Genomic DNA, 20,529 nt, shown 5'->3' on the forward strand with positions numbered 1-20,529 from the left:
TTCGGCAAGAATTACTCGAATGGCGCTAATTCTTGCTTTATTTTTATTACAATTTCTCTAATTTATTTAGCCACAGATTAAAGAATTTTCATTGATTAAAATCTGCCAAATCTGCGTAAAAAAGTCACTCTAATGTTTTAATCTGTGGCAGAAATTTAATTCGTGAATTCGTGGCTATTTTTTTTACATCTTACTTCTTAACTTCATAAATCTTGTTATTTTTCTCTCCGAACATATCATATAATTTATTGATGTCTTTTAAAGCATTTTTAGGCAGATTTTCAGCTTTATTACCAAAAACATATAATTTATCATAGGGTTCAATTACACAAGTCGATTCATCTATTTCGCCTTTTGCGTTTTTTACTTTATTTAAATCCAAACCTAAATATTTTGCCATAAAGGGATACAAAGCCATACGTTTTGAAACTCCAAAATCGTGTCCTTCTTTAGCAAAATGAGCATTTTCTACCAGATCTTTCTTTCCGTATAATTCGTACGTTCTTTGGATAAAAGGAAATTCAAGTTCCGGAACTGCAAGCGTCCAGTCTTTTCCGTCAGAAACAATTAATTGTGGTTTTGGCGCCATCATTGCAGAGATTTCCGCATTATTGGTTCCGTTTCCACAAAGATGTATTCCGCGTCCGCTTTCGCAAGGACAGCCTCCTGAAAAATGCGAAGAAACCATGACAACGGGAGCCGAAACTGTAATTCGATCGTCTAAAGCGGCCAAAAACATCGTGTGTGATCCACCACCGGAACCTCCGGTAACACCTACTTTTGAAACATCAGCATTTTTAGTCGTTGCCAGATAATCTAATAAACGGATTCCGCTTAAAACCTGAACAGTTGAAGCAATACTATTTCTGTGTGTTTCTTCGGGAAATTGCAACAATGATTCTCCCCACGCAAACAAATCATAACTCACTACAATGGCGCCCATTTTTGCCATAACAGCGCAACGGTATTGTTCGTCTTTTCTGTATCTTCCATCTCCAAAATGCCCGTCAGGCGTTAAGATGACTGGCGCTTTTTTATTGAAAGGATAAGGTCTGTAAATTGATCCCGTTACGTAAACACCCGGCAGAATTTCTAAACCAATATTTTCGATACTGTAATCTTTATAAATCCTTTTTGGAGTCAAAATAGGTTTTGACTTGGGCATTGGCGGTGCTTTGTCCAATGCGAAAGATGTTATCATACAGGCTTTAATTTCTTTTTTACGCGCTTCCCATTCGCCAACATTCGAATATAAAGTCGTTAAATAGGCCAAACGCTCTTTTCCTTTATCAACAGAAACTTTATGGTTCTCATATTTTCTGATGATGTAAGTTCCGTCCGGTTGTTTGAAATACATCAATTCAAACGGAGCCAGAATATTGGTCAGTGAAACTGCAAGATTTCCCGGTTCGATTCTCCAGTCGGCATAATCAAGTTCTTTTCCTTTTAACAAACCTCTGTCGTCATTAATGGTAACATGAAAAACCGTTTCGATTTTTTTGAGTGTTTCCGAAACAGGTTTTCTGAAATTTTCATCAGAAGTAACTTGTGCATTTGAACATGTCAATGCAAAAATTGAGGCTAGTATTGTGTATTTAATGTTTGTTAAATTCATCATATTCTTATTGTTGAAATTGGCCCACGGATAACACGGATTTTTTATTCTTTCCTTATTTTTTTGAATTACTTTTCATTTTATATTTAAAATATAAAATCCGTATGCCCATTTATATTTTACATTCTATTGTATATTTTCCTGATCCTAAATTTAAATCTTTTGCCAATTTTCCGTTTATTTTTATTTCTGATTGTACTGAAACCGGTAATTTTATTGTTGCAGTAGTATTCACAGGAATTTCAACTTTTAGAATTAATTTTCCGTCTTTCTTTTCCCATGCCGATGCAATAGTTCCGTAAATAGATTGGTACGTTGCTTTTACAAAAGTCATATCGCCTACAATTTCAGGCTGAATAAAAAAGTGTTTGAAACCCGGTTTTTGATCATCTGCCATAATTCCGGCTAAACTTTGATAAAACCATTCTTCGATTTGTCCCAACATAAAATGATTCCACGAATTTCCTTTTCTTGGATCCCATTGCTCGGTTAAAGTGGTTAAACCAAATTTGATCTGAAAACCATAGCCCGGAGCATCATAATGATTGTTCATTTTATACATCGTTTCGTTTTCGCCATTTTGAGCCAAAGTCTGAAATAAATAACGGTTTCCAACATCACCCGTTGTCAGTCGGTCGCCTTTTGCTTTTATATCTGCTAATAGATTTTGCATTACTGCAGCCTTGTATTGCGGTTCTACGATATCCATAAAAACCGGAACAGCATTACTAAACTGACTGTTAGTTCCGTACTGTTTGGTTTCGGGATTGAAAAACTCTTTATTGAAAGCATTTTTTATTTCAGAAGTCAAAGTTTCATACTTAGCAATATCATCTGTTTTATGCAACAATTTTGCTGCTTTTGCCACCAAACTTGCTCCATAGAAATAATGAGAAGTTGCCGAAAGTGCAATCGGACTATTCTTAGAATATCCGGCAGCATGCGTTCCGTAATCGTACCAATCGCCTAATCCGTGTGACACAATATGATTGGTCGATTTAGACGTTAAATAATCAACATATTTCTTCATTACAGGATAATATTTCTCTATTAAGGAAGGGTCTCCGTAATATTGATAATACATCCAGGGCAAAATAACTCCTGTTACGCCCCACTCCGGAGAATCTGTAAAATCACCTCCAAAAATAACATATTCAGGAACGATACTCGGAATTAAACCATTTTCTCTCTGTGAATCTGAGATGTTTTGCATGGTCGACGGAATGTAACTTTGGAGATTATAATTGAACATTAATCCCGGACCGTTTAAATGAATTTCTTCTAACCAACCCAATTTCTCGCGTTGCGGACAATCTGTAAAAACACTCTGAAAATTACTCTTTATGGAGTTGTTGATCAGTTCATGTGTTTTATTGAAAATGGTATTCGAAGATTCAAAAGTTCCCGCTTCTCCTGCTGAATTATAAATGAAATTTGATTTTAAATCTACTAAGGTTGGCAGATTTTCATTTTTCGTTTTTTTGTAATTGATATTCTCAATCTGAACGTATTGAAATCCATAATAACTGAATTTTGGCTGCCATTCTTCTATGCCTTCTCCTTTTAAAGTATAATCATAATAATAGGGTTTTCCGGATCTTCCCTGCCCTATTGTTCCGTCATCATTTAAACCTTCTCCCACCCAGACACGAACGGTCTGACCTTTTTTTCCTTTGACTTTTATGGTGGTGAATCCCGAAAGATTTTGTCCCATATTAAACACATAAAAATTAGGTTTCAGTTCTTTTACGGAAGCAACATTATATTGTTTCTGAATTGTAATTGGCGGTGCTGTCTGCGCTCTTAAAACTCCTTTTGGTGCTTCCTGAACCACTACTTTTTTCCAATCTGAATCATTGAATCCTGCTTCGTTCCAGCCTTTCTGTTCTAAGTTGGCGTTGTAATCTTCTCCTCCAAAAAGACTATTGTATGTAATGGGGCTTTTGCTGTATTTCCAGGTTTCATCGGACTTTATAAAATCTTCTGAACCGTCTTTGTACACGACTTTCATTTTCAGAAATAAAGTTGGCGGACCAAAGCTTACAAAAAACTTAGTATATCGTTCAGCAAGTGTATTATACATTCCGTTTCCAAGAAGAACACCCATTACATTTTCGCCGTTTTTCAGTTCTTTAGCGCTTAATTCATACGTGTTATAGTTAACCGTTTTGTCATAATCTGTCCATAAAGGAGCGAACTCACTATTGCCTATTTTCTTTCCGTTAATCGTTAATTCGTAATGTCCCAGACCTGAAATATAAACTACTGCTTCTTTAATTTCTTTTGCAACCGTAAATGGCTTACGAAGCATAATACTTCTGCGTGACAAAGAATCTGAAGCATTAATTATTGCGTCCTTTTTTTGCCTGTTAAAAGTTGCCGTATGGTAATTTCTTCCTTCCGGTAAGTGGCTGTTGGCTTTTGTAATGGCTCCAATCCAGATCGGATTCAAAGTTGAGTCTAAAGGAGCAATTCTGAAAGATGCCGTTTCACTCCATTTAGAAAACTTGCCTGATTGATTCCATACTTTGACCTTCCAGAAGTATTTGGCTTGGTTTTTTAACGGGCTCCCTCCATAAGTGATCTGCAAATTTTTATTTGAATTTACCCTTCCGCTGTTCCAGATATCGCCTTCATCAATTTTTAGTTTTTCTTCAGAAGATGCAACCAAAATCTGATAGCCTATTTGGGATGAATTGAATTCTTTTGAAACCAATTGCCAGCTTAATCTCGGCTGATTTTCAGTAACTGCCAAAGGATTTACGGTCATTTCGGTAGTTAAATGCACAGCGGAAACTTGCCCTTTCGAGATAAAAGTGACAAAGAAAGCAAGAGCTAATACTATATTTTTAAAGTTCTTCATTATTATTTTTTTGTCTGCAAAATGCTTATTTCACGAAGATTTAACAGATTATGCTGATTACTTTTTCGCCACGAATTCACGAATTATTTTTAATCATAACTTAAATAAAAATTCGTGAATTAGTGGCTGTTTAATTTTTTACAATTTCTTCGTAATCAACGATTGAATATTAAATACCGCTTCAGGAATTAATTTTCCGGTTTGCGGCAGATCATCATAATCATCTGTGTCCGGTGCTGTGTCCGGATTGGGCGTATATCTTTGTTCTCCTGTGCGGAACATAATACGCTCAAAACCATCTACGGGAGCATAAAAAATTCTCGTTGATTCTTTTTCGTTGTTTACTTTTATGGTATAGGAACGTGTTTTAACATTCAGTTTCACGTTTACTTTGTATTCTTTTCCGGCTTCGTATTTTGCGATGGTATTAAAACGGGCTCCGGTTTTTGTTTTCAATTGTCCATCTGAATCAAAAGTCAGTCTTACAGCTGGTGATCCTTGTTTGTTTTGAAATTCAATCTGTAACAGACCATGATTGTTTTGTTCCGGTTTAACGGTAAAAGTTACTTCCATTTTTTCGGAAAACGGAATAACACGCTCTGCACGGGAATAATCAAAATAATCCTGATCTCTTAAAGTCAGCCATTTTTTACCATCAGCTTTCTTTTCTATTTTGGTTGAAGCCCAGGATAAATCATAGGTATTCCACAGTTTTAATTCTTGCCCGTCAGGAAGCTCGCTAAACGTATCATTTACATCTTCGGTAACTTTAGAAACTACCGGAACAGGAATCGACGCTACCCAAATATCTTCTTTGTTTACGCTGTAACTAACCCAAAGTTTTCCGTCTAGCGGAGTTCCGTCGCCTTCTGAAATTCCCCTTACATATTGTGGGCCTGCAGATTTGTAGTTTCCTCCATAACGCATTGGGCTTATCTCGCCGTGAACCAATAATAAATCCTTATAATTTAATCCATCATCACTGGTTGAAATTGCCAACGGCCAACGGTATTCTGACGGATTATAAACCGTCGCATAACGATTGTCTGATGTTTTTTGTCCCCAGATTTTAGCATTGCTGTTTACAAAACCGGGAGCACGCACCGGCATATATTCCCAGGATTTTCCGCCGTCTTTGCTTATCGAAGTTAAGGCATGTTTCCATAAACCCACTACATCTCCGTTAGGCAAATGATAAGAGCTAAGGGCTTTATACGGTTTCTTTAACGGAATTAATTCGTCATCTCTGTCCGCTTCTTCAACCCATTGTTGTAAAATCAAAGGATCTGAAAGAATTTCTTCGCAGGCTTTTTTCAAACCTTTGTCTTTGGCCTGTGTATAAAAGGGAAAAGCTGATTTTGATTTGTCCCATGATTTATTGTATCTAATGAAATAAATTTCTCCAAAACTTCCATCTTTTTTGATTTCACGAATTACACGTCCAATTCCTTTTCCGTCATTCGGATCGTCTTTTTCATCCATTGCAATTCCGTAGTATGCAAGAGCAAAAAGTCGTTTGTCTTTTGAGGTATAAAAACCCATTCTTTGGTGCATAATGGCATCCAGGTTTTTGGCAACGCCTTCTACTCCCTCTTTTTTCCATCCATCGGGAATGTGGTAAATAGGAAAAATTACTTTTGGCATTTTCCAGCTCACACCATCTTTTGAAGTCATGATGAATGTCTGGCTTGGCGGAATATGTTCTCCTGCAGGATCACTAAGGTATTGAAGATAAAAGCTATTATTCCAATACGCCATCGTTGGCTGATGATTGTATGTCCAGCCAAAACCATCTGCTTTTTCAGGATGCTCGCGGCTTGCACGCATAATTTGTGTAGCGTGAACTCCAATTGCCGGACTTAACTGACCGTGATGATAATCGACATTTGAAAGTGTTTTACCCACATAACGCACGGTGTCGTTTTGTGCATGTACAGCGGTACCAATCAATAGAATTGTGGCTGTAGTTAAGAGGTTGGTTTTTATGTTTTGGAAAGCAATCATTATTTTTATGTTTTTGTTTCACGCAGATTCTACAGTTGTGGCTGATTCTCGCAGATAAATTTAAATCTGCGTGAAATTTTATTTTCTAACTATTTCTTTTCAACTAATCCTTTTAAAACTTGTTCAGAGATTGTGGTGATCGTTCCGTGTTTGTGTCCTTCGGGAAGGCTTATTTTTGAGGAAACATCTTCAAAATGAACAAAATCTGAGGTACTCAAAGCTTTATAATTTTTTGAGCCGTAATTATCGTAATACAACAGCCATTTTTTACCCACTTTTACCACCGTTGGCCCTTCTGATAAATACTCTGTCAGGGGTTCTGAACTTTTATTGAATGGTCCTAAAGGTGATTTACCAAAAGCTACTTTTATATTGCGCATTGGCCTTGTATTGTCTTTCAAAACCAAAACATAATCTTTTTTGCCTTTTTTTACAATCACACAATCGATTACGCTAAAGCCTGGTTCGTAGTATAATTTTGTATCTGAGAAAGTTTTAAAATCTTTGGTCGTCACATAATACATTCTGTGGTTGTTTTTTTCTTCTTCTACTCCTTTTTCAAATCGGAATGGAATTGTAGATGCCCAAATAATAATGTATTCTTTTTTGACATCATCATAGAAAATTTCCGGTGCCCAAACGTTTATTACTTCCGGTTCATTTTTCATCACCGGAATGTATTCCTGTTTTGACCAATGAATCAAATCTTTAGAACTCGCGTATCCAAAACCGTTTCCGCCTTTCCAGTCCGTTGTCCAAACCATATGGTAGGTTCCGTCTGCGCCTTTTGTAATCGATGGATCACGCATTATTTTGCTGGCACCAATTTCGGGTTTCAAAAACGATCCTTCAAGACCTTTCCAATTGTAACCGTCTTCACTGTAGGCTAAATATAAACCTTCTGTTGCCGGTTCCCTGAACGATGTAAAAAGATAAATGTCTTTCTTTTTCTGCGAATAACTAATCGCAATAACGAAAAAGGTTATGATGATGACTATTTTTTTCATGTTGTGTTTCTTTTAAACTTTGTCAAAGTTTTGAACCTAGACAAAGTTGACTCATCAATTTTATTCTATAATTGCTTTTTTATCTAAGGCTGCTCCTTTTTTAACGGCTGTTGTAACGTTGTTAAAAACATTATTTTTTACAAAAACATTCTTAGTTTCTTTTCCGTTTGCTTCGATAAAAATGTCAGTTGCATTAAACGGGAAATTATTATTGATCATCATATTCGAAACATTATCAAGTTTGATCACCGGAACTCCTTTGATTGGTGTTGATGAACCTACATTGTCTAAAATAATGTTTTTTGAATCGGATATTTTAAAAGAAGAGCCAATTGACGCGTTTACTTTTACATCATGAAATTCAACATCTGTTGCTGTGCTTACCGTAAAACCTTCTTTTCCGTCCATATTAATATTGGAAAAAGTAACATTTTGAATTGGCATTTCGGTAATTCCTAAAATTTGCCCCGCTTTGTTTACATTCGAACCCGTAATATTACTCATGTGAATATTTCTGAAAATAGGGGTTTTCTCAGTTACGGGTTCTACTTTGGTATCTTTATCATAGAAAAGGCTCAATACAATGGCTTCTTCTTTTATGTTTTTCATTACAATATTGTCGACACGAATATCTTCTACAACTCCTCCACGACCACGAGCCGCTTTGATACGGATGCCGCGGTCAGTTCCGTCAAAAACACAATTTGAAATCGTCACTTTTTTAATTCCGCCCGACATTTCGCTCCCGATAACTACTCCACCGTGACCACTTAACATCGTACAATTGGTAATTGTAACATTCTCTGTTGGTCGGTTGTATTTACGGCCGTCTGCATCTCTGCCGGATTTAATGGTGATACAATCATCGCCCACACTGATATGGCAATTCGAAATGTGAACATTTTTACAAGAAGACGGATTAATTCCGTCTGTATTTGGTGAATGCGGATTGAAAATTGAAATTCCTGTAACCGTTACATTATCACAAAACTCAGGATTTATGGTCCAGAAAGGTGAATTCTGAAATGTAACCCCTTCGATTAATATGTTTTTACAATTATACGCTTGAAAGAAAGAAGGTCTGAAAAATTTCTTGTCAATTGTTCTTTTGTAATAATCAGAATAGACAATTCCTTTGTTTTGCTCTTCCCACATTTTTTGATATTTCGTTAACGGAATTGGTCCTTTTGCAGTTTCAATTCGGTATACTTCATTCCACCATGCTTTTCCCTGACCGTCGATTACTCCTCTTCCTTTAATGGTGATGTTCTCTACATCTTTGGCATAAAATAAAGGTGAAAAAGATTGCATTACAATTCCTTCGTAACGCATTTCTACATAAGGCAAATAATCATCAAAATTGTCTGAGAATTTCAAAAGTGCGCCTGAATCTAGATGAATCGTGATGTTGCTTTTTAGTTTTATAGGGCCTGTCAGATATTCTCCGGCAGGAAAAAAGATGGTTCCTCCTCCATTTTTAGAAGCTTTTTCAACTGCATTCTGAATGGCTTGGGTACACTTTATTCCTTTATTATTTCCTCCTTCGTTTAGGATGTTTAACCAGCCGTCGTTTGCGAAAGCGGTGTTAAGTCCTGTTATGAAGCAGAGTATTATTAATATATTTTTGATTTTCATAGTTTCTGTTTTTGGTTTCACGCAGATTTGGCAGATTGATAATCAAAAAATCTGTAGCAGCTGCTTAAATCTGCGTGAAATATTTAAAACGCGCTAAATGCCACGAATTAATCTGATTAATCACTTTTTACTTATCATTAATTACTAGTTCGATCTTAAAATCAAAACCCAGTCATTACCGTCTTTTTTATCTCCTGAAGGCTGAAATTCCTTTGTTCCTGTATTGTCTATAATTCCGATTTTAGTCTCTTTTCCGTTTCTTGGATTATACCAGCTTGCAGTTATTTTATCTCCTCTAATTTTGCCCATATTCACGGCTATTTTTCTGCCGGTATATGTGTAAATCAGTGCATAATTATTTGCTCTGGTTGCCACTAGATAATCGTATTTTTCACCTTGATTGGCAATTAAGGACTGATCCGGAACTCTTTCTAAATAAGGAAAAGCTAACATGAGTTTCTTAATGTGCACCATTTGTTTTGCTCCGGGCGCATTAATGGCAGAGGTCCACAATTCTTTATTTCCGTAGGCTGGCTTATCACCTTTTCTAAACATTTGCATTACAGCATTGTGTCCATAAGTATATCCTGCAGCACCTGCAAAAACAGACCAATAGCCGTAACGTCTTACATCGTTATCCGTCCATTTTGGTTGTAAAGTATCGTGTAAACCATGCGGAATTCCTTCGTAAGACGGTTCTCCGTCAAGTGTAGGTTTTATTGGTTTTAAAGTTAAATCTCTCTGAACAAATTTGTAGTTGTCTTCTTTGAAACTATTAGGCAAAGTGTCCTGATCGTAACGACGGTGTCCTGACTGAAACATGTTGAAATCCAGCCATTTTGCATTGTGATAATTTTCAGAAGAATCTGTTCTGCCAAAAGGGTGAAATGTTACTAACTGATCGGGATTACTTGTTTTTAAGGTACTTCCGATTGCGTTCCAGATGTCCATAAATTCATTTCCGTGTGTATCACCTCCGTTTAACCAGATAATGTTGGTTCTGTTTTTATAACGATTGGCTAAAAACTGCGCGTATTCTGTAGCTTGCGCTTTGCTGACTTTGTTTCCCTTAGAAACGTTGGTTCCCCAAACCGGAACCATCGCAACGTAAATACCATTTTTCTGAGCCACATCTAAAGTATAATCTACATGATCCCAATAATCGTATTCTTGCGGATTCTTGAAGTTATTTCCTCCGGTGATCAAAGGCTTTGAAACATCTTCGCTAATTAAAGCCATATCGCCATAAACATTGGTCACATTCAAAGTATGCAACACCATCACCTGCACTACATTAAAACCTTTATCTTTTCTGTCTTTAAAGTATTTATCGATTCCTGCTCTGTCTAATTTCCCGAATGTCAGCCATCCTGTATCTCCTAGCCAGAAAAATGGCTTTTCATCTCCGGTTACGAAATAATGCTGATTTTTTGAAACTTTAAGCTGAGGCAGACTTTTAGATTGAGAATGTCCGATTTGTGCTGTCAACAAAAAGCATATACTTAGGGCGTATAAATATTTAATTTTCAGATTCATTTTGGTTTGTTTTTGAAATTATATTTTTTGGTGTTTGTCGGCCACGAATTCACTGATTTTTATTTGAATATGATTATAAATAATTCGTGAATTCGTGGCTAACAACTCTTTTATTTTTTTACTATGAAAAGTACTTTTTCTTTGATTTCGGCTTGTGGAATTCTTACTTGTTTTCCTCCGTTTATATTTGCTTTTTTAATGAAAGTTCCCTTTGTAGCATTAATTTCATATACTTCGAAAGTACCTTTGTAATCAGACAAATCGATTGAAATATCCTGTGGGTTCTTCGCATAAAAAAGATAACTTTTTCCTTTATTTTCTAATTTCCATACTGGGTCTGAAAACGTATTTCCGTCTACCCATTTCATATCAGCTAAAGCCGAATAAAATTGTGGAAGTTCAACTTTTGGAATATTAGGTAAAGAAGCTCCTGCCATTAATGCCGGCCAGCCAAATCGTGAAGATCCATCTGTTGAATACAGAATTATTTTTTCAGGATATTTTTCGCGGTATTCACGAACTGCACGATATACCTGATCGTCTGTTTCTTTTCCGGTTTTTAGTTTTCTGGCATGTTGTCTCGGTGCTAAGTTTACGCCGCCTTGTGGTGCGTACGCTGTTCCGTCTTCTTTATAATACCAATAACGAATATCAATTAAGTCTACCGTTTTGATTCTTTTTGAATCGTTTAAAATAGCGTCCTGAACATCTTTTGTAGCACTTAAACCAATAATTGCTTTTTTACCGGTTTGGTCTTTCCATTTTTGAACTTCGTCCAGCCAAAACTCCATAAAATGAAGCGGTCCTGTATATTCGGCACTTGTTAATTGAATTACGTTGCTGTTCTCCTGAAAATTCTCCAGAGATTTTCGGATGAAACCCTCGTGCAATTTTCTTCTGACAGGATTTGTAATATCATAAAACTGTTCTGCCATAAAAATACGTTTGTCTCCTGCATAAGGCGGCGGTTCCGGAAAACCTGTACTGTTTATGTTGTTTGCTGAACGCCATGGTGAACTTGACCAATGCGCTCCTGCCTCTATAATGTTATGCTGAAAATATTGTTGGTTCACGAGCAGTTGTCCTTTGGCTTCAGCCAAATCAGCAAAAAGAGCTAAACGATCCCAATACCAATCATTGAATTTTGTTAAGTCATATTTACTTAACTGATCCCAAGCCAAGTCCTGACCGCTTCTGGCAAAAGGCTGTTCGTAAAACGGAGGCCACACATCAGCATCAAAACGACGAACGCGTTCGTGATCGTCCATTCTTCGCTCGTACCATAATCCGTAATTATGTTCTAAGGCGACCATATTGTTGGTACTCAAATATTGTGTTACTTCGCTGATATTATCAGTAAATCCAGTTCCTGTTCTTCCGGGAACAAATCTTGTAACATCCGGTAATGACTTAGAAATATCACTATCTCTCAGACTTCCACGCCACCAGGGAACGCCTAATCTATTTCCTGCAATTACTTTATTGTCATAAGTAAGCCAGCCATTTTTTGTAACTACTTTATTCTCTGAACTGCTATTTTGTTCTGAATTTATTTTTAAATCGTTGGCATTTTTAAGTCCTGAAGCGTTTGTATCTATTGGATTTAATCTTGAAACTTCGGCAATCCATTCGACTAAACTTTCTTTTGGAGCAACTGAATTTTTAGTTAATTCCTGCGCTACTTCAACTGTAGGACTTGAAGATGGTTCTGAACCTAAGTCATAAATATGAGGATCTACAGGAAGTTTATCCAATCTGTTTTCTAATTGTGCGTAAAATAAACTTCTTGGCGAAATGTGATTGTTTACGTCTTTCCAATGACCATCACCAGCCATAATTCCACCCCAAACTCCAAAAGCCCAGTTTTGTGCTGTTGGCGGATTATAACATTCTATTTTAGATGCTGACGTTTCCCAAATAACGCTATTTGCAGCCGTCCAGCCTGCTCCTCTGCCGTTTTGCTCTCTGTTGTTATAACTTAAAGAATGACCGTCTACATAAGAAACATCAAATAGTACTCCTGTAGCCCAGCTGCCAATCGCTCCGCTATTATTGAAAGGTAAAAACGATTCACACTGAATAAACACATTTGGACCTGTTGTTCCAAATCCGCCTACCGCAAAATCATGATAACCATGTTCAGAATAACAGCGTTGAAATAAAGTTTGTTGGCCTTCTGTATAAAAAGTATGTCGTCTAAAGCCGCCAATTTCAGAAATTGGTTCCGTTGCCATACAATCTTCAACTGTAATTTGCTGCGCCGATTTTAACAGCGAGACTGCACCTCCTGCAAAATGCCTGAAATTAACTTGTTTTACCCAAGCATTTCTTGTGTTTTCGATACTAATTCCAATCCATCTGTGTTCTTCGTCTTTTGGTTTTGACAAATCATAAGTTGATTTTATTAGAACATTTTCGATTCCGATTTGCTCAATTCGTCCCGACCATGAGTAGGTAGTTACTTTTGCTGTTCCGTAAACATCATCCAAGGCCATTGTCAAAGGAGCATTTAATGTTACTTCATTGCCATTTATTTTAGTTATAACCCTGTTCCATGAAATATCCCAATCGTCTTTTTTCCAGCCAATCCAACCTGTTTCTGCTCCAAAATCATCCATTTTCAATTCCTTAATCCAGTTTGCCGTTAAAGGTTTTGTGATGATAATTTCATCTGATGGTTTTAATTTTGAGGTATTCTTTAATTGGATTGTTTTTGTTCCGAGTGGCGTATAAGAGGTATTGAATTCAAAAGTTTCGCCGGTTTTTTTATCCTCAATTCCTAAAACCCGAATTACAGCTTCCCGCTTCAATCCGGTTCCTAAAAGAACAGTTCCGTTTTCAGTATTTCCGCTTCCACGCAACACTACGCCGGACTTCTTAATATATAAAGTTCCATTGATTTTAAAAATACCTTTGTCTAAAAGAACTGCTCCTCGAAAACCTGCTTTATTTGGTTTAAGATTGCTTACATAATCTATCGCTGCCTGAATTTTTTGAGTAGCATCGTCTTCTTGTTTTGAAACAAAAATTTTATTGTCCAGATTCGGAATTGCTTTTTCAGAAGACATGTAACCCGCATAAGAAAAATCGGGAATCAGATTTCCTTTATTATCAGCTGTAAAAGAAAGTTTTCCTTCTTTGGTTTTTATGATATCCGGGAAATTAGTTTGTGCTGATCCTGTATGAATGCCGAAAAGGATCGCGAAAGCAGACAAAATGATTTTATCTTTTTGACAGGAAATTATATTTTTTAGCTGATTGAAGTTCACTTTAAAATATTTTTTGTGGTGATTTATCCTAACAGGTTTCTAAAACCAGTTAAGTATTAACTTTACTGTTTATATTCTCGAATTAATTCTTATTTATATTCTTGAATACCTAACAGGTTTTAGAAACCTGTCAGGATAATTTGAAATAGTATTGTTAACGGAATAAATTTAAGACTTTATTGCAATAATCCTTTTAACTTAGCTAATGTGTCTGTATTGTTTTCGGTTTTTGTCCAGTCAATTTTAGATTTTGGATCAATTCCGTTAAAATATTTCTCAATATTGGTATATCCATCTCCGTTCGTATCTTTATTGGCATCTGAAGCATCATTTGGATTTAAACCAAATTTCTTTTCCCATGCATCCGGAATCCCATCGTTATCAGAATCTTTATAGGCTTTTCCTTTGTATACCGGATAACCGCCAACTTGATCAGGATGTGTTATAATTCCTTTTTTATAAGAATCTGCCGGTAATCTTCTTTTTACAAATGCTACACCAATTGCATTTTCTAATCCGTCCTTCACTTCAATTTTTCCTGTGCGTACTTGTTTGATAATTCTTTCGTCAACAATGTCTCTTTTTGGAAAAGTGGCTCCCACATTATTCAATACAAATTCATAAGCTTCTTCTGCCGTCATAATGTTGAACTTGGGCATCGAGAAGGCTTTGGGTTGCTTTATTAATTCCAGATATGATTTTTTTTGTTCATCAGGCATATCTTCCAATTGTATACCTCCATTCCAGTTGTCCGCTGTAACTTCCGGCGAACCGTCTATATAGTTTCCGGCAACATACGCTCTTCCGTATGTTTTTGGCACCATATATCCTGATTCCGGTTTTAGAATTCTATAACGAATTGGCTGATCTGTCGGTGTTATTGGTCCCGGCTTATAATAATTGTTAATGATATTAAACATCGAGCGGTAATCACCACCGTCAACAGAGCGGTTCCACCAATTGAAAATCACATTATTCACGAAATTAAAATCTCCGTACATTCCCACAGAAGCATTTCTTGAAATATTATCTGCCCACAGATTTCTCATAAAAGTACTGTTTAGTCCTCCAATTGTACTTCCAAAAGCATGATTGTAAGTGTCTAAACCTTCTGATGAAATGGTGTTTTGAATGGTAATATTACAGGCCGGTAATTTCTCTAATTTAGATTTTTCATTGACTTGAAACTGATGTCTGTACAACGAAATATTCTCGTCTAATCCCCAACTTACAGAGCAGTGATCAACGATTATATTTCCCATTGGGTTTCCTCCAAGTGCATCGTCTCTTCTGGTTACTTCAGTTGCACCACGTCTGAAACGCATGTGTCTGATGATAACATCGTGTGTATCTATTTCTAACGTTTCCCCTGCAATGCAAATTCCGTCACCCGGAGCAGTTTGTCCTGCAATGGTAACATACGGTGCACGCATACTGATTCGTTTTTTTAACTGAATAATTCCTGAAACGTTAAACACGATTGTTCTTGCTCCAACGGCTTCACAAGCTTCACGAAAAGTCCCTTTTCCGTTGTCTTCTAAACTGGTTACTACAAATATTTTACCGCCACGACCACCTTGTGTAAAAGCTCCTCCACCTTCAGCTCCCGGAAAAGCAGGAATATCTGCCTGAACAAAATCTTTAGGATAAGAAGCCCACGGTAAATAAGGTTTTCCTTGTTTGGCTTCGGCCTGAATGATATTGTAATTGGCTGTCCAAATTTCGCTTAAGCGTTTTTCTTCATCAGCCAAAATTGCATCGGCTTTTTCCTGAACCGGTTTCGGAATTACAGGATATTGCGCATACGCAGATGAAACCACTGAAAAAAATGAAGCGATCATCATTGTTCGTTTTAGAATGCTATTTGAGGGATTATTTTGCATGAGAATTATGGTTTGCTATGATAACTAAGAGGTCTTTATCTGCTTTGTCTTTTCGACAAAGCAGAAATCAGATAAGGATATCGAAAAAAGAATAATGAATTTCTGCACGAAATTTCTATTGTGATTCCTCCTTCGTCAGAATGACATTATTGTGTTTATTCTTTGCTTTTATTTTTTTCACGTTCTTCAACACGTTTGTGCCAATCGGTGCTTTCTTTATTTAAATCGTATCCTTCTTTAGATAAATAATTGTTGATTCTTCCTTTGTATTTTCCAAACCAACCGTGTTTTTCTTTAGAAGATCCACCATCCATTGCATGTTCTCTTGCTTCTACCAGAGCTTTATAGATGTATTCTTTTTGTGTTGTTGTCAAAGCAGGCAGCATATCCTGATATCCTGCATAAGTAATGGGTAAAACTCCGTAAGTCATTCCGTCTTTTACTTCTGTAATTTTATCTTCGGATAATTGTTTTCCTAATTTTTTAAGATAGGCTTTGTGCAATTTTTCGATAGACTGATCTGCTTTTGATTTTAGCTTATCGATCTTTTCGTTTTGCTTTTCTTTAGATAAACCGGTATCTTCTTTTACTTTTTTGATTTCAGCATCTCTTGGATCCTGAATTGCTGTTAAGTCTCTGAATTGCTGTGCCACAATATCGGTTACTGCTTTTTCTTTCTCAGGATTTTTCAATCCTAATTTATCGACAATTTTAGCCGCTCTTTCGTTGGTTACTTTGATGTATTCCGGATCTGAATGCTGTTGTGCAATGCTGGTAAAAAATACCATTACCATTACCAGAACACTTATATTTTTAATTGATTTCATTTTATTAACTATTATGAATTATAATATTTTTATAAAATTTGCCCAATCTGCGTGCTATTTTTTCACGCAGATCAAGCAATTTTTTTAAAACTTATTCTTGTATAGACTTTGTTAATGTCTCGTGATTGTTGCTTAAATCTTTCCAGTCTGTTTTTTGGTTTGGATCTGTTCCGTTTAAATATTCTTCGATATTAGAATAACCATCATTATCAGTATCTAATTTAGCATCTGAAGCATCATTTGGATTTAATCCGTGTTTCTTTTCCCATTTGTCCGGCATACCGTCTTTATCCGTATCTACGTAAGGTTTTCCTTTGTACTCCGGATATCCTCCAACTTGCGAAATATCAGTGATAATTCCTTTTTTATAAGAATCCATCGGTAAACGTCTGTGCTCGAATTGATAGAATGTTTTTTTCTCTAATCCTTTAGCATATTCAGGAACTCCTGTTTTTACTGTTCTTACGATTCTTTCGTCTACTTTATCTCTTATTGGTAAAGTTGCCCCTACGTTTTTAAGTACAAAATCATAAGACTCTTCAGCTGTCATAAATTTATTGAACCATGGCATCGGAAAGGGTCTGTCGCTTTTCATTTTAGCGAAATAATCTTTGGCTTCATCATACGACATTAACTCTCCTTTTTTGTTTTCGATCTGAATTCCGCCATCCCAGTTGTCTTTGGTTACTTTTTCGTTATTGTTAATAACGTTTCCGTTTACATATGCTCTTCCAAAAACCATATAAGGCAATTTGCTTCTTCCTGATTCCGGTTTTAAGATTCTGTAACTAATTGGCTGCGTTAAATCTGTAACTGGTCCCGGTTTATAAAAGTTATTGATGATATTATAATTTGCTGTATAATCACCACCATCTGTTGATCTGTTGTACCAGTTGAAAACAACATTATTCACAAAATTGAAAATTCCGTTCCATCCAATCGAAGGGTTTCTACCGGCATTATTTGCCCACATATTTCTAACAAAGGCGCAATTTTCTCCCCCTAAAGTACTTCCGAATGCATGGTTGTAAGTATCCAATGCTTCACCAAATAAACTGTTTTGAATGGTAATATTTACTGTAGGTTTCTTTTCGTCCGGATAACCTGCACCAGGACTGTACATATGTCTGTAAATTGACATGTTCTCGTCTAATCCCCAAGTTGCCGATACGTGATCGATCATAATGTTCCCAACCGGATTTCCTCCAATAGCATCATCACGACGGCCTACGAAAGTTTCTCCACGACGAAAACGCATATGTCTGATAATTACGTCGTGCGTATCAATCCAAACTGATTCTCCTGCAATACAAATTCCATCACCCGGAGCGGTTTGTCCTGCAATAGTAATATAAGGCGCACGAATGATTAAAGGGCTTTTGATTTTGATAATTCCGGCAACATTAAATACGATTATTCTTGCTCCTCCTTTTTCACAAGCTTCGCGCAAAGTTCCCGGTCCTCTGTCTTCCAGACTTGTTACCGTATAAACATTTCCGCCACGACCACCGTAAGTAAACATTCCTCCACCTTCGGCTCCCGGAAATGCAGGAATCTCTGCTTGTGGTAAATCATTTGGTCTTGATGCCCACGGAATATAAGGTTTGCCATGTTTGGCTTCTTCTTCGATAATCACGAGTGCTTTTTCCCACGCTTCGTCAGAAAGTCTCGAAGCTTCTTCTTTTATTGCCTTTTCTTGTTCCTGAACTTCTTTACTTAGTTTTGGATATTGAGCGAAACACTTTGCACTTCCTAAAAAAAGCAGGGTTGCGATAAATAATACGGAATTTTTCATGTTAATTTTTACTTTTGGTATTTCTTTTTAAACAAATCACCTGTATCTTTTGATGAGAATACAGGTGAAAAGCTTGATATATGATCTTTTTTGAATAAATATTATTCTTGATAATTGTAGGTTCCCAATCCTCCAAAATTATCATTCCATCCTATCGTTTGCAATAACCAAGGGTTTGAAGTTAAAGCAGTCGTATTAAGACCATTAATATAATAGTTAGGATTGAATTTAATGTTCACAGCGCCTCCGTTAAAATTATCCATTGGTGTAATTAGTTGGGTACGTGTAAAGTTAGTATTATAAAAAGCGGCTAAAGTTGTTAGCTGCGCATCAAAATTAGCTGCATCCGGATCTGCTACAATACTTGCACGAGCAGCCAATAAAGGATCTGTCGTTGAAGATGCTGCAGTATTTTTGAACTGTAAAAAGTTTCCTGTACGTTTTGTTCCGTTAATTGGGGTCAAGCCTAATTTACTAACAGTTCCCGCAGATACACCTGGAAGCGCCTCATTGTCATAAAGCATCCATCTTTGAACATCCCAGAAACGTTTTCCTTCGTACGCCAATTCTACTCTACGCTCATATAAAACGGCTTCTATTGCTTTATATTTATCTGCTAATGTCCCTATTCCGTAATTATTTGCAGAAGGAATACCCACACGGTTTCTAATTTTTCCTAAATATGCTATCGTATTTCCTGTTTGCCCTAATGCAGCATAACATTCAGCAATATTCAATAATAACTCTGCATAACGATATTCGAAGATGTCTGTTCCTGAATATTGGAAGTTAGTTTCTTTACTAGCTGCGGTATTGGTCATTTTTCTAACAAATGCCGGACTTGATATTGCGGTATTTCCATCTGAGAAACCTGCTTTGTTCGCATTATCTACCCAACGGTACGCCCAAAGAACTGAATTAGGAGTTTCTTTAGATCCCCATTTAGCACCGGAGAAAGTAAATGTTCTGTAAAATCTCGGGTCTCTGTTTAAAAAGAATGTAAAATCATTGTATCCGTTTGCAGCAGTAGGTCTTGATCCATCTTTCATTGGAAACAAATCGATCATTTCCTTAGGTGCAGCTACTCCTCCACCTGTCCCGCCTAAACTCAATAAACGAATTCCTTTTTCCCATGAATTGTTAACTACGGCAGGCAAAATACCTGTTCCGCAAAGCTGAACAGTGATCGCCTCTGAACAAAAAGCATTATCAATCAAAAACATTGATTCCCATTGTTTTGCCGAGTTACCATATAATCCGTATCCGTCTTGTGTCAATTGAGCTTCTGCTTCTAATCCTGCTTTTAAAGCGGCATCCCAACGCTCATTTGAGCCATCCCAGTTTTTATTGAATAACGGACTTGCAAATGTTAAAAGTACTCGCGATTTTTGCGCCAAAGCTGCTCCCCTTGTAAAACGTCCGTAAGCCCCAGAACCCCAGTTGCCTGGTAATAAACTTGCAGCCATGTCTAAATCTTTTACAATTTGGGCCACAACCTCAGAAACTTTTGCTCTTGGCAGCTGAATAGACGGATCATTAGCTGATGCTGTCTGAACAGTAGTAACAATTGGTACTCCACCATAAACACGCATCAAATCAAAGTACTGCATGGCACGCATGTAATACATTTGTCCTTTTGCCTGATCACGAAATGTTTTATCTAAGTTTCCTCCTTTTACATCAATATCTTCCAGAAAACCATTACATTCTCGTATCCTGTTATAGGGATGATTATTAATACTCGTTGTTAGCTTTGCTCCATAGTAACCACTGGCATCAGCAGAATTTATAAACGTTTTATTTGGATTGATAAGATCCTGAGTACCTCCAAATTCTTCTGTTAATTTTGAATTGGTATCTGTATAAGAACCAATAATTGTAGCACTTGGTGATTTATATGCATTGTAAAAATCATAATATTGATTGTCTACATAGGCTTGTGCACGTTCCTGAGTTTGGTAGAAGGTGTCATCATACAAACCATAAGGTTTTTTTTCTTTTAGAAAATCATCACTACAAGAAACAGCGCCTGCAGCAAGCAATAGTGATAATGTTATATATTTAAATGGTGTTTTCATAATTGCGATTAATTTAG

The 20,529-nt window shown here is 36.6% G+C and carries 11 protein-coding genes; all 11 read right to left on the reverse strand.

What is annotated here, in order from left to right; translation table 11 throughout:
- Positions 1-190: 190 nt before the first annotated feature.
- The gene (locus tag B0A67_RS18115; RefSeq protein ID WP_072958081.1) at positions 191-1,618 is read right to left on the reverse strand and encodes an alpha/beta hydrolase family protein; all 1,428 of its coding nucleotides are present in this window, start codon (positions 1,616-1,618) and stop codon (positions 191-193) included.
- 109 nt (positions 1,619-1,727) lie between these two features.
- Positions 1,728-4,478, reverse strand: a complete 2,751-nt coding sequence (locus tag B0A67_RS18120; RefSeq protein WP_072958077.1) for a glycoside hydrolase family 78 protein — start codon at positions 4,476-4,478, stop codon at positions 1,728-1,730.
- Positions 4,479-4,616: 138 nt separating this feature from the next.
- Entirely contained in the window at positions 4,617-6,482 is a 1,866-nt protein-coding gene (locus B0A67_RS18125; RefSeq protein WP_072958073.1) for a sialidase/neuraminidase family protein, read from the reverse strand.
- 89 nt (positions 6,483-6,571) lie between these two features.
- On the reverse strand, positions 6,572-7,489 hold the full coding sequence (locus B0A67_RS18130) for a glycoside hydrolase family 43 protein (protein ID WP_072958069.1): 918 nt from the start codon (positions 7,487-7,489) through the stop codon (positions 6,572-6,574).
- Between the two features lie 60 nt (positions 7,490-7,549).
- On the reverse strand, positions 7,550-9,124 hold the full coding sequence (locus tag B0A67_RS18135; protein ID WP_072958675.1) for a glycoside hydrolase family 28 protein: 1,575 nt from the start codon (positions 9,122-9,124) through the stop codon (positions 7,550-7,552).
- A gap of 144 nt (positions 9,125-9,268) precedes the next feature.
- A complete protein-coding gene (locus B0A67_RS18140) occupies positions 9,269-10,660 on the reverse strand; it encodes a glycoside hydrolase family 140 protein (RefSeq protein WP_072958064.1) in 1,392 nt (463 codons plus the stop codon).
- A gap of 110 nt (positions 10,661-10,770) precedes the next feature.
- Entirely contained in the window at positions 10,771-13,929 is a 3,159-nt protein-coding gene (locus tag B0A67_RS18145) for a DUF6298 domain-containing protein (protein WP_072958061.1), read from the reverse strand.
- Between the two features lie 176 nt (positions 13,930-14,105).
- On the reverse strand, positions 14,106-15,812 hold the full coding sequence (locus tag B0A67_RS18150; protein ID WP_072958058.1) for a polysaccharide lyase: 1,707 nt from the start codon (positions 15,810-15,812) through the stop codon (positions 14,106-14,108).
- Between the two features lie 155 nt (positions 15,813-15,967).
- Positions 15,968-16,639: a DUF3826 domain-containing protein gene (locus B0A67_RS18155; RefSeq protein ID WP_072958054.1), complete on the reverse strand. Its 672-nt coding sequence runs from the start codon at positions 16,637-16,639 to the stop codon at positions 15,968-15,970.
- 91 nt (positions 16,640-16,730) lie between these two features.
- A complete protein-coding gene (locus tag B0A67_RS18160) occupies positions 16,731-18,434 on the reverse strand; it encodes a polysaccharide lyase (protein ID WP_072958051.1) in 1,704 nt (567 codons plus the stop codon).
- 101 nt (positions 18,435-18,535) lie between these two features.
- The gene (locus tag B0A67_RS18165) at positions 18,536-20,512 is read right to left on the reverse strand and encodes a RagB/SusD family nutrient uptake outer membrane protein (protein ID WP_072958047.1); all 1,977 of its coding nucleotides are present in this window, start codon (positions 20,510-20,512) and stop codon (positions 18,536-18,538) included.
- Positions 20,513-20,529: the final 17 nt, after the last annotated feature.

This window comes from Flavobacterium aquidurense (assembly GCF_002217195.1).
In the GTDB taxonomy this organism is placed as follows: domain Bacteria; phylum Bacteroidota; class Bacteroidia; order Flavobacteriales; family Flavobacteriaceae; genus Flavobacterium; species Flavobacterium frigidimaris.

Coding starts and splice junctions, on each gene's coding strand:
- B0A67_RS18140 (WP_072958064.1), bottom strand. CDS start 10,660: ATGAATCTGAAAATTAAATATTTATACGCCCTAAGTATATGCTTTTTG.
- B0A67_RS18150 (WP_072958058.1), bottom strand. CDS start 15,812: ATGCAAAATAATCCCTCAAATAGCATTCTAAAACGAACAATGATGATC.
- B0A67_RS18165 (WP_072958047.1), bottom strand. CDS start 20,512: ATGAAAACACCATTTAAATATATAACATTATCACTATTGCTTGCTGCA.
- B0A67_RS18120 (WP_072958077.1), bottom strand. CDS start 4,478: ATGAAGAACTTTAAAAATATAGTATTAGCTCTTGCTTTCTTTGTCACT.
- B0A67_RS18115 (WP_072958081.1), bottom strand. CDS start 1,618: ATGATGAATTTAACAAACATTAAATACACAATACTAGCCTCAATTTTT.
- B0A67_RS18130 (WP_072958069.1), bottom strand. CDS start 7,489: ATGAAAAAAATAGTCATCATCATAACCTTTTTCGTTATTGCGATTAGT.
- B0A67_RS18155 (WP_072958054.1), bottom strand. CDS start 16,639: ATGAAATCAATTAAAAATATAAGTGTTCTGGTAATGGTAATGGTATTT.
- B0A67_RS18135 (WP_072958675.1), bottom strand. CDS start 9,124: ATGAAAATCAAAAATATATTAATAATACTCTGCTTCATAACAGGACTT.
- B0A67_RS18160 (WP_072958051.1), bottom strand. CDS start 18,434: ATGAAAAATTCCGTATTATTTATCGCAACCCTGCTTTTTTTAGGAAGT.
- B0A67_RS18125 (WP_072958073.1), bottom strand. CDS start 6,482: ATGATTGCTTTCCAAAACATAAAAACCAACCTCTTAACTACAGCCACA.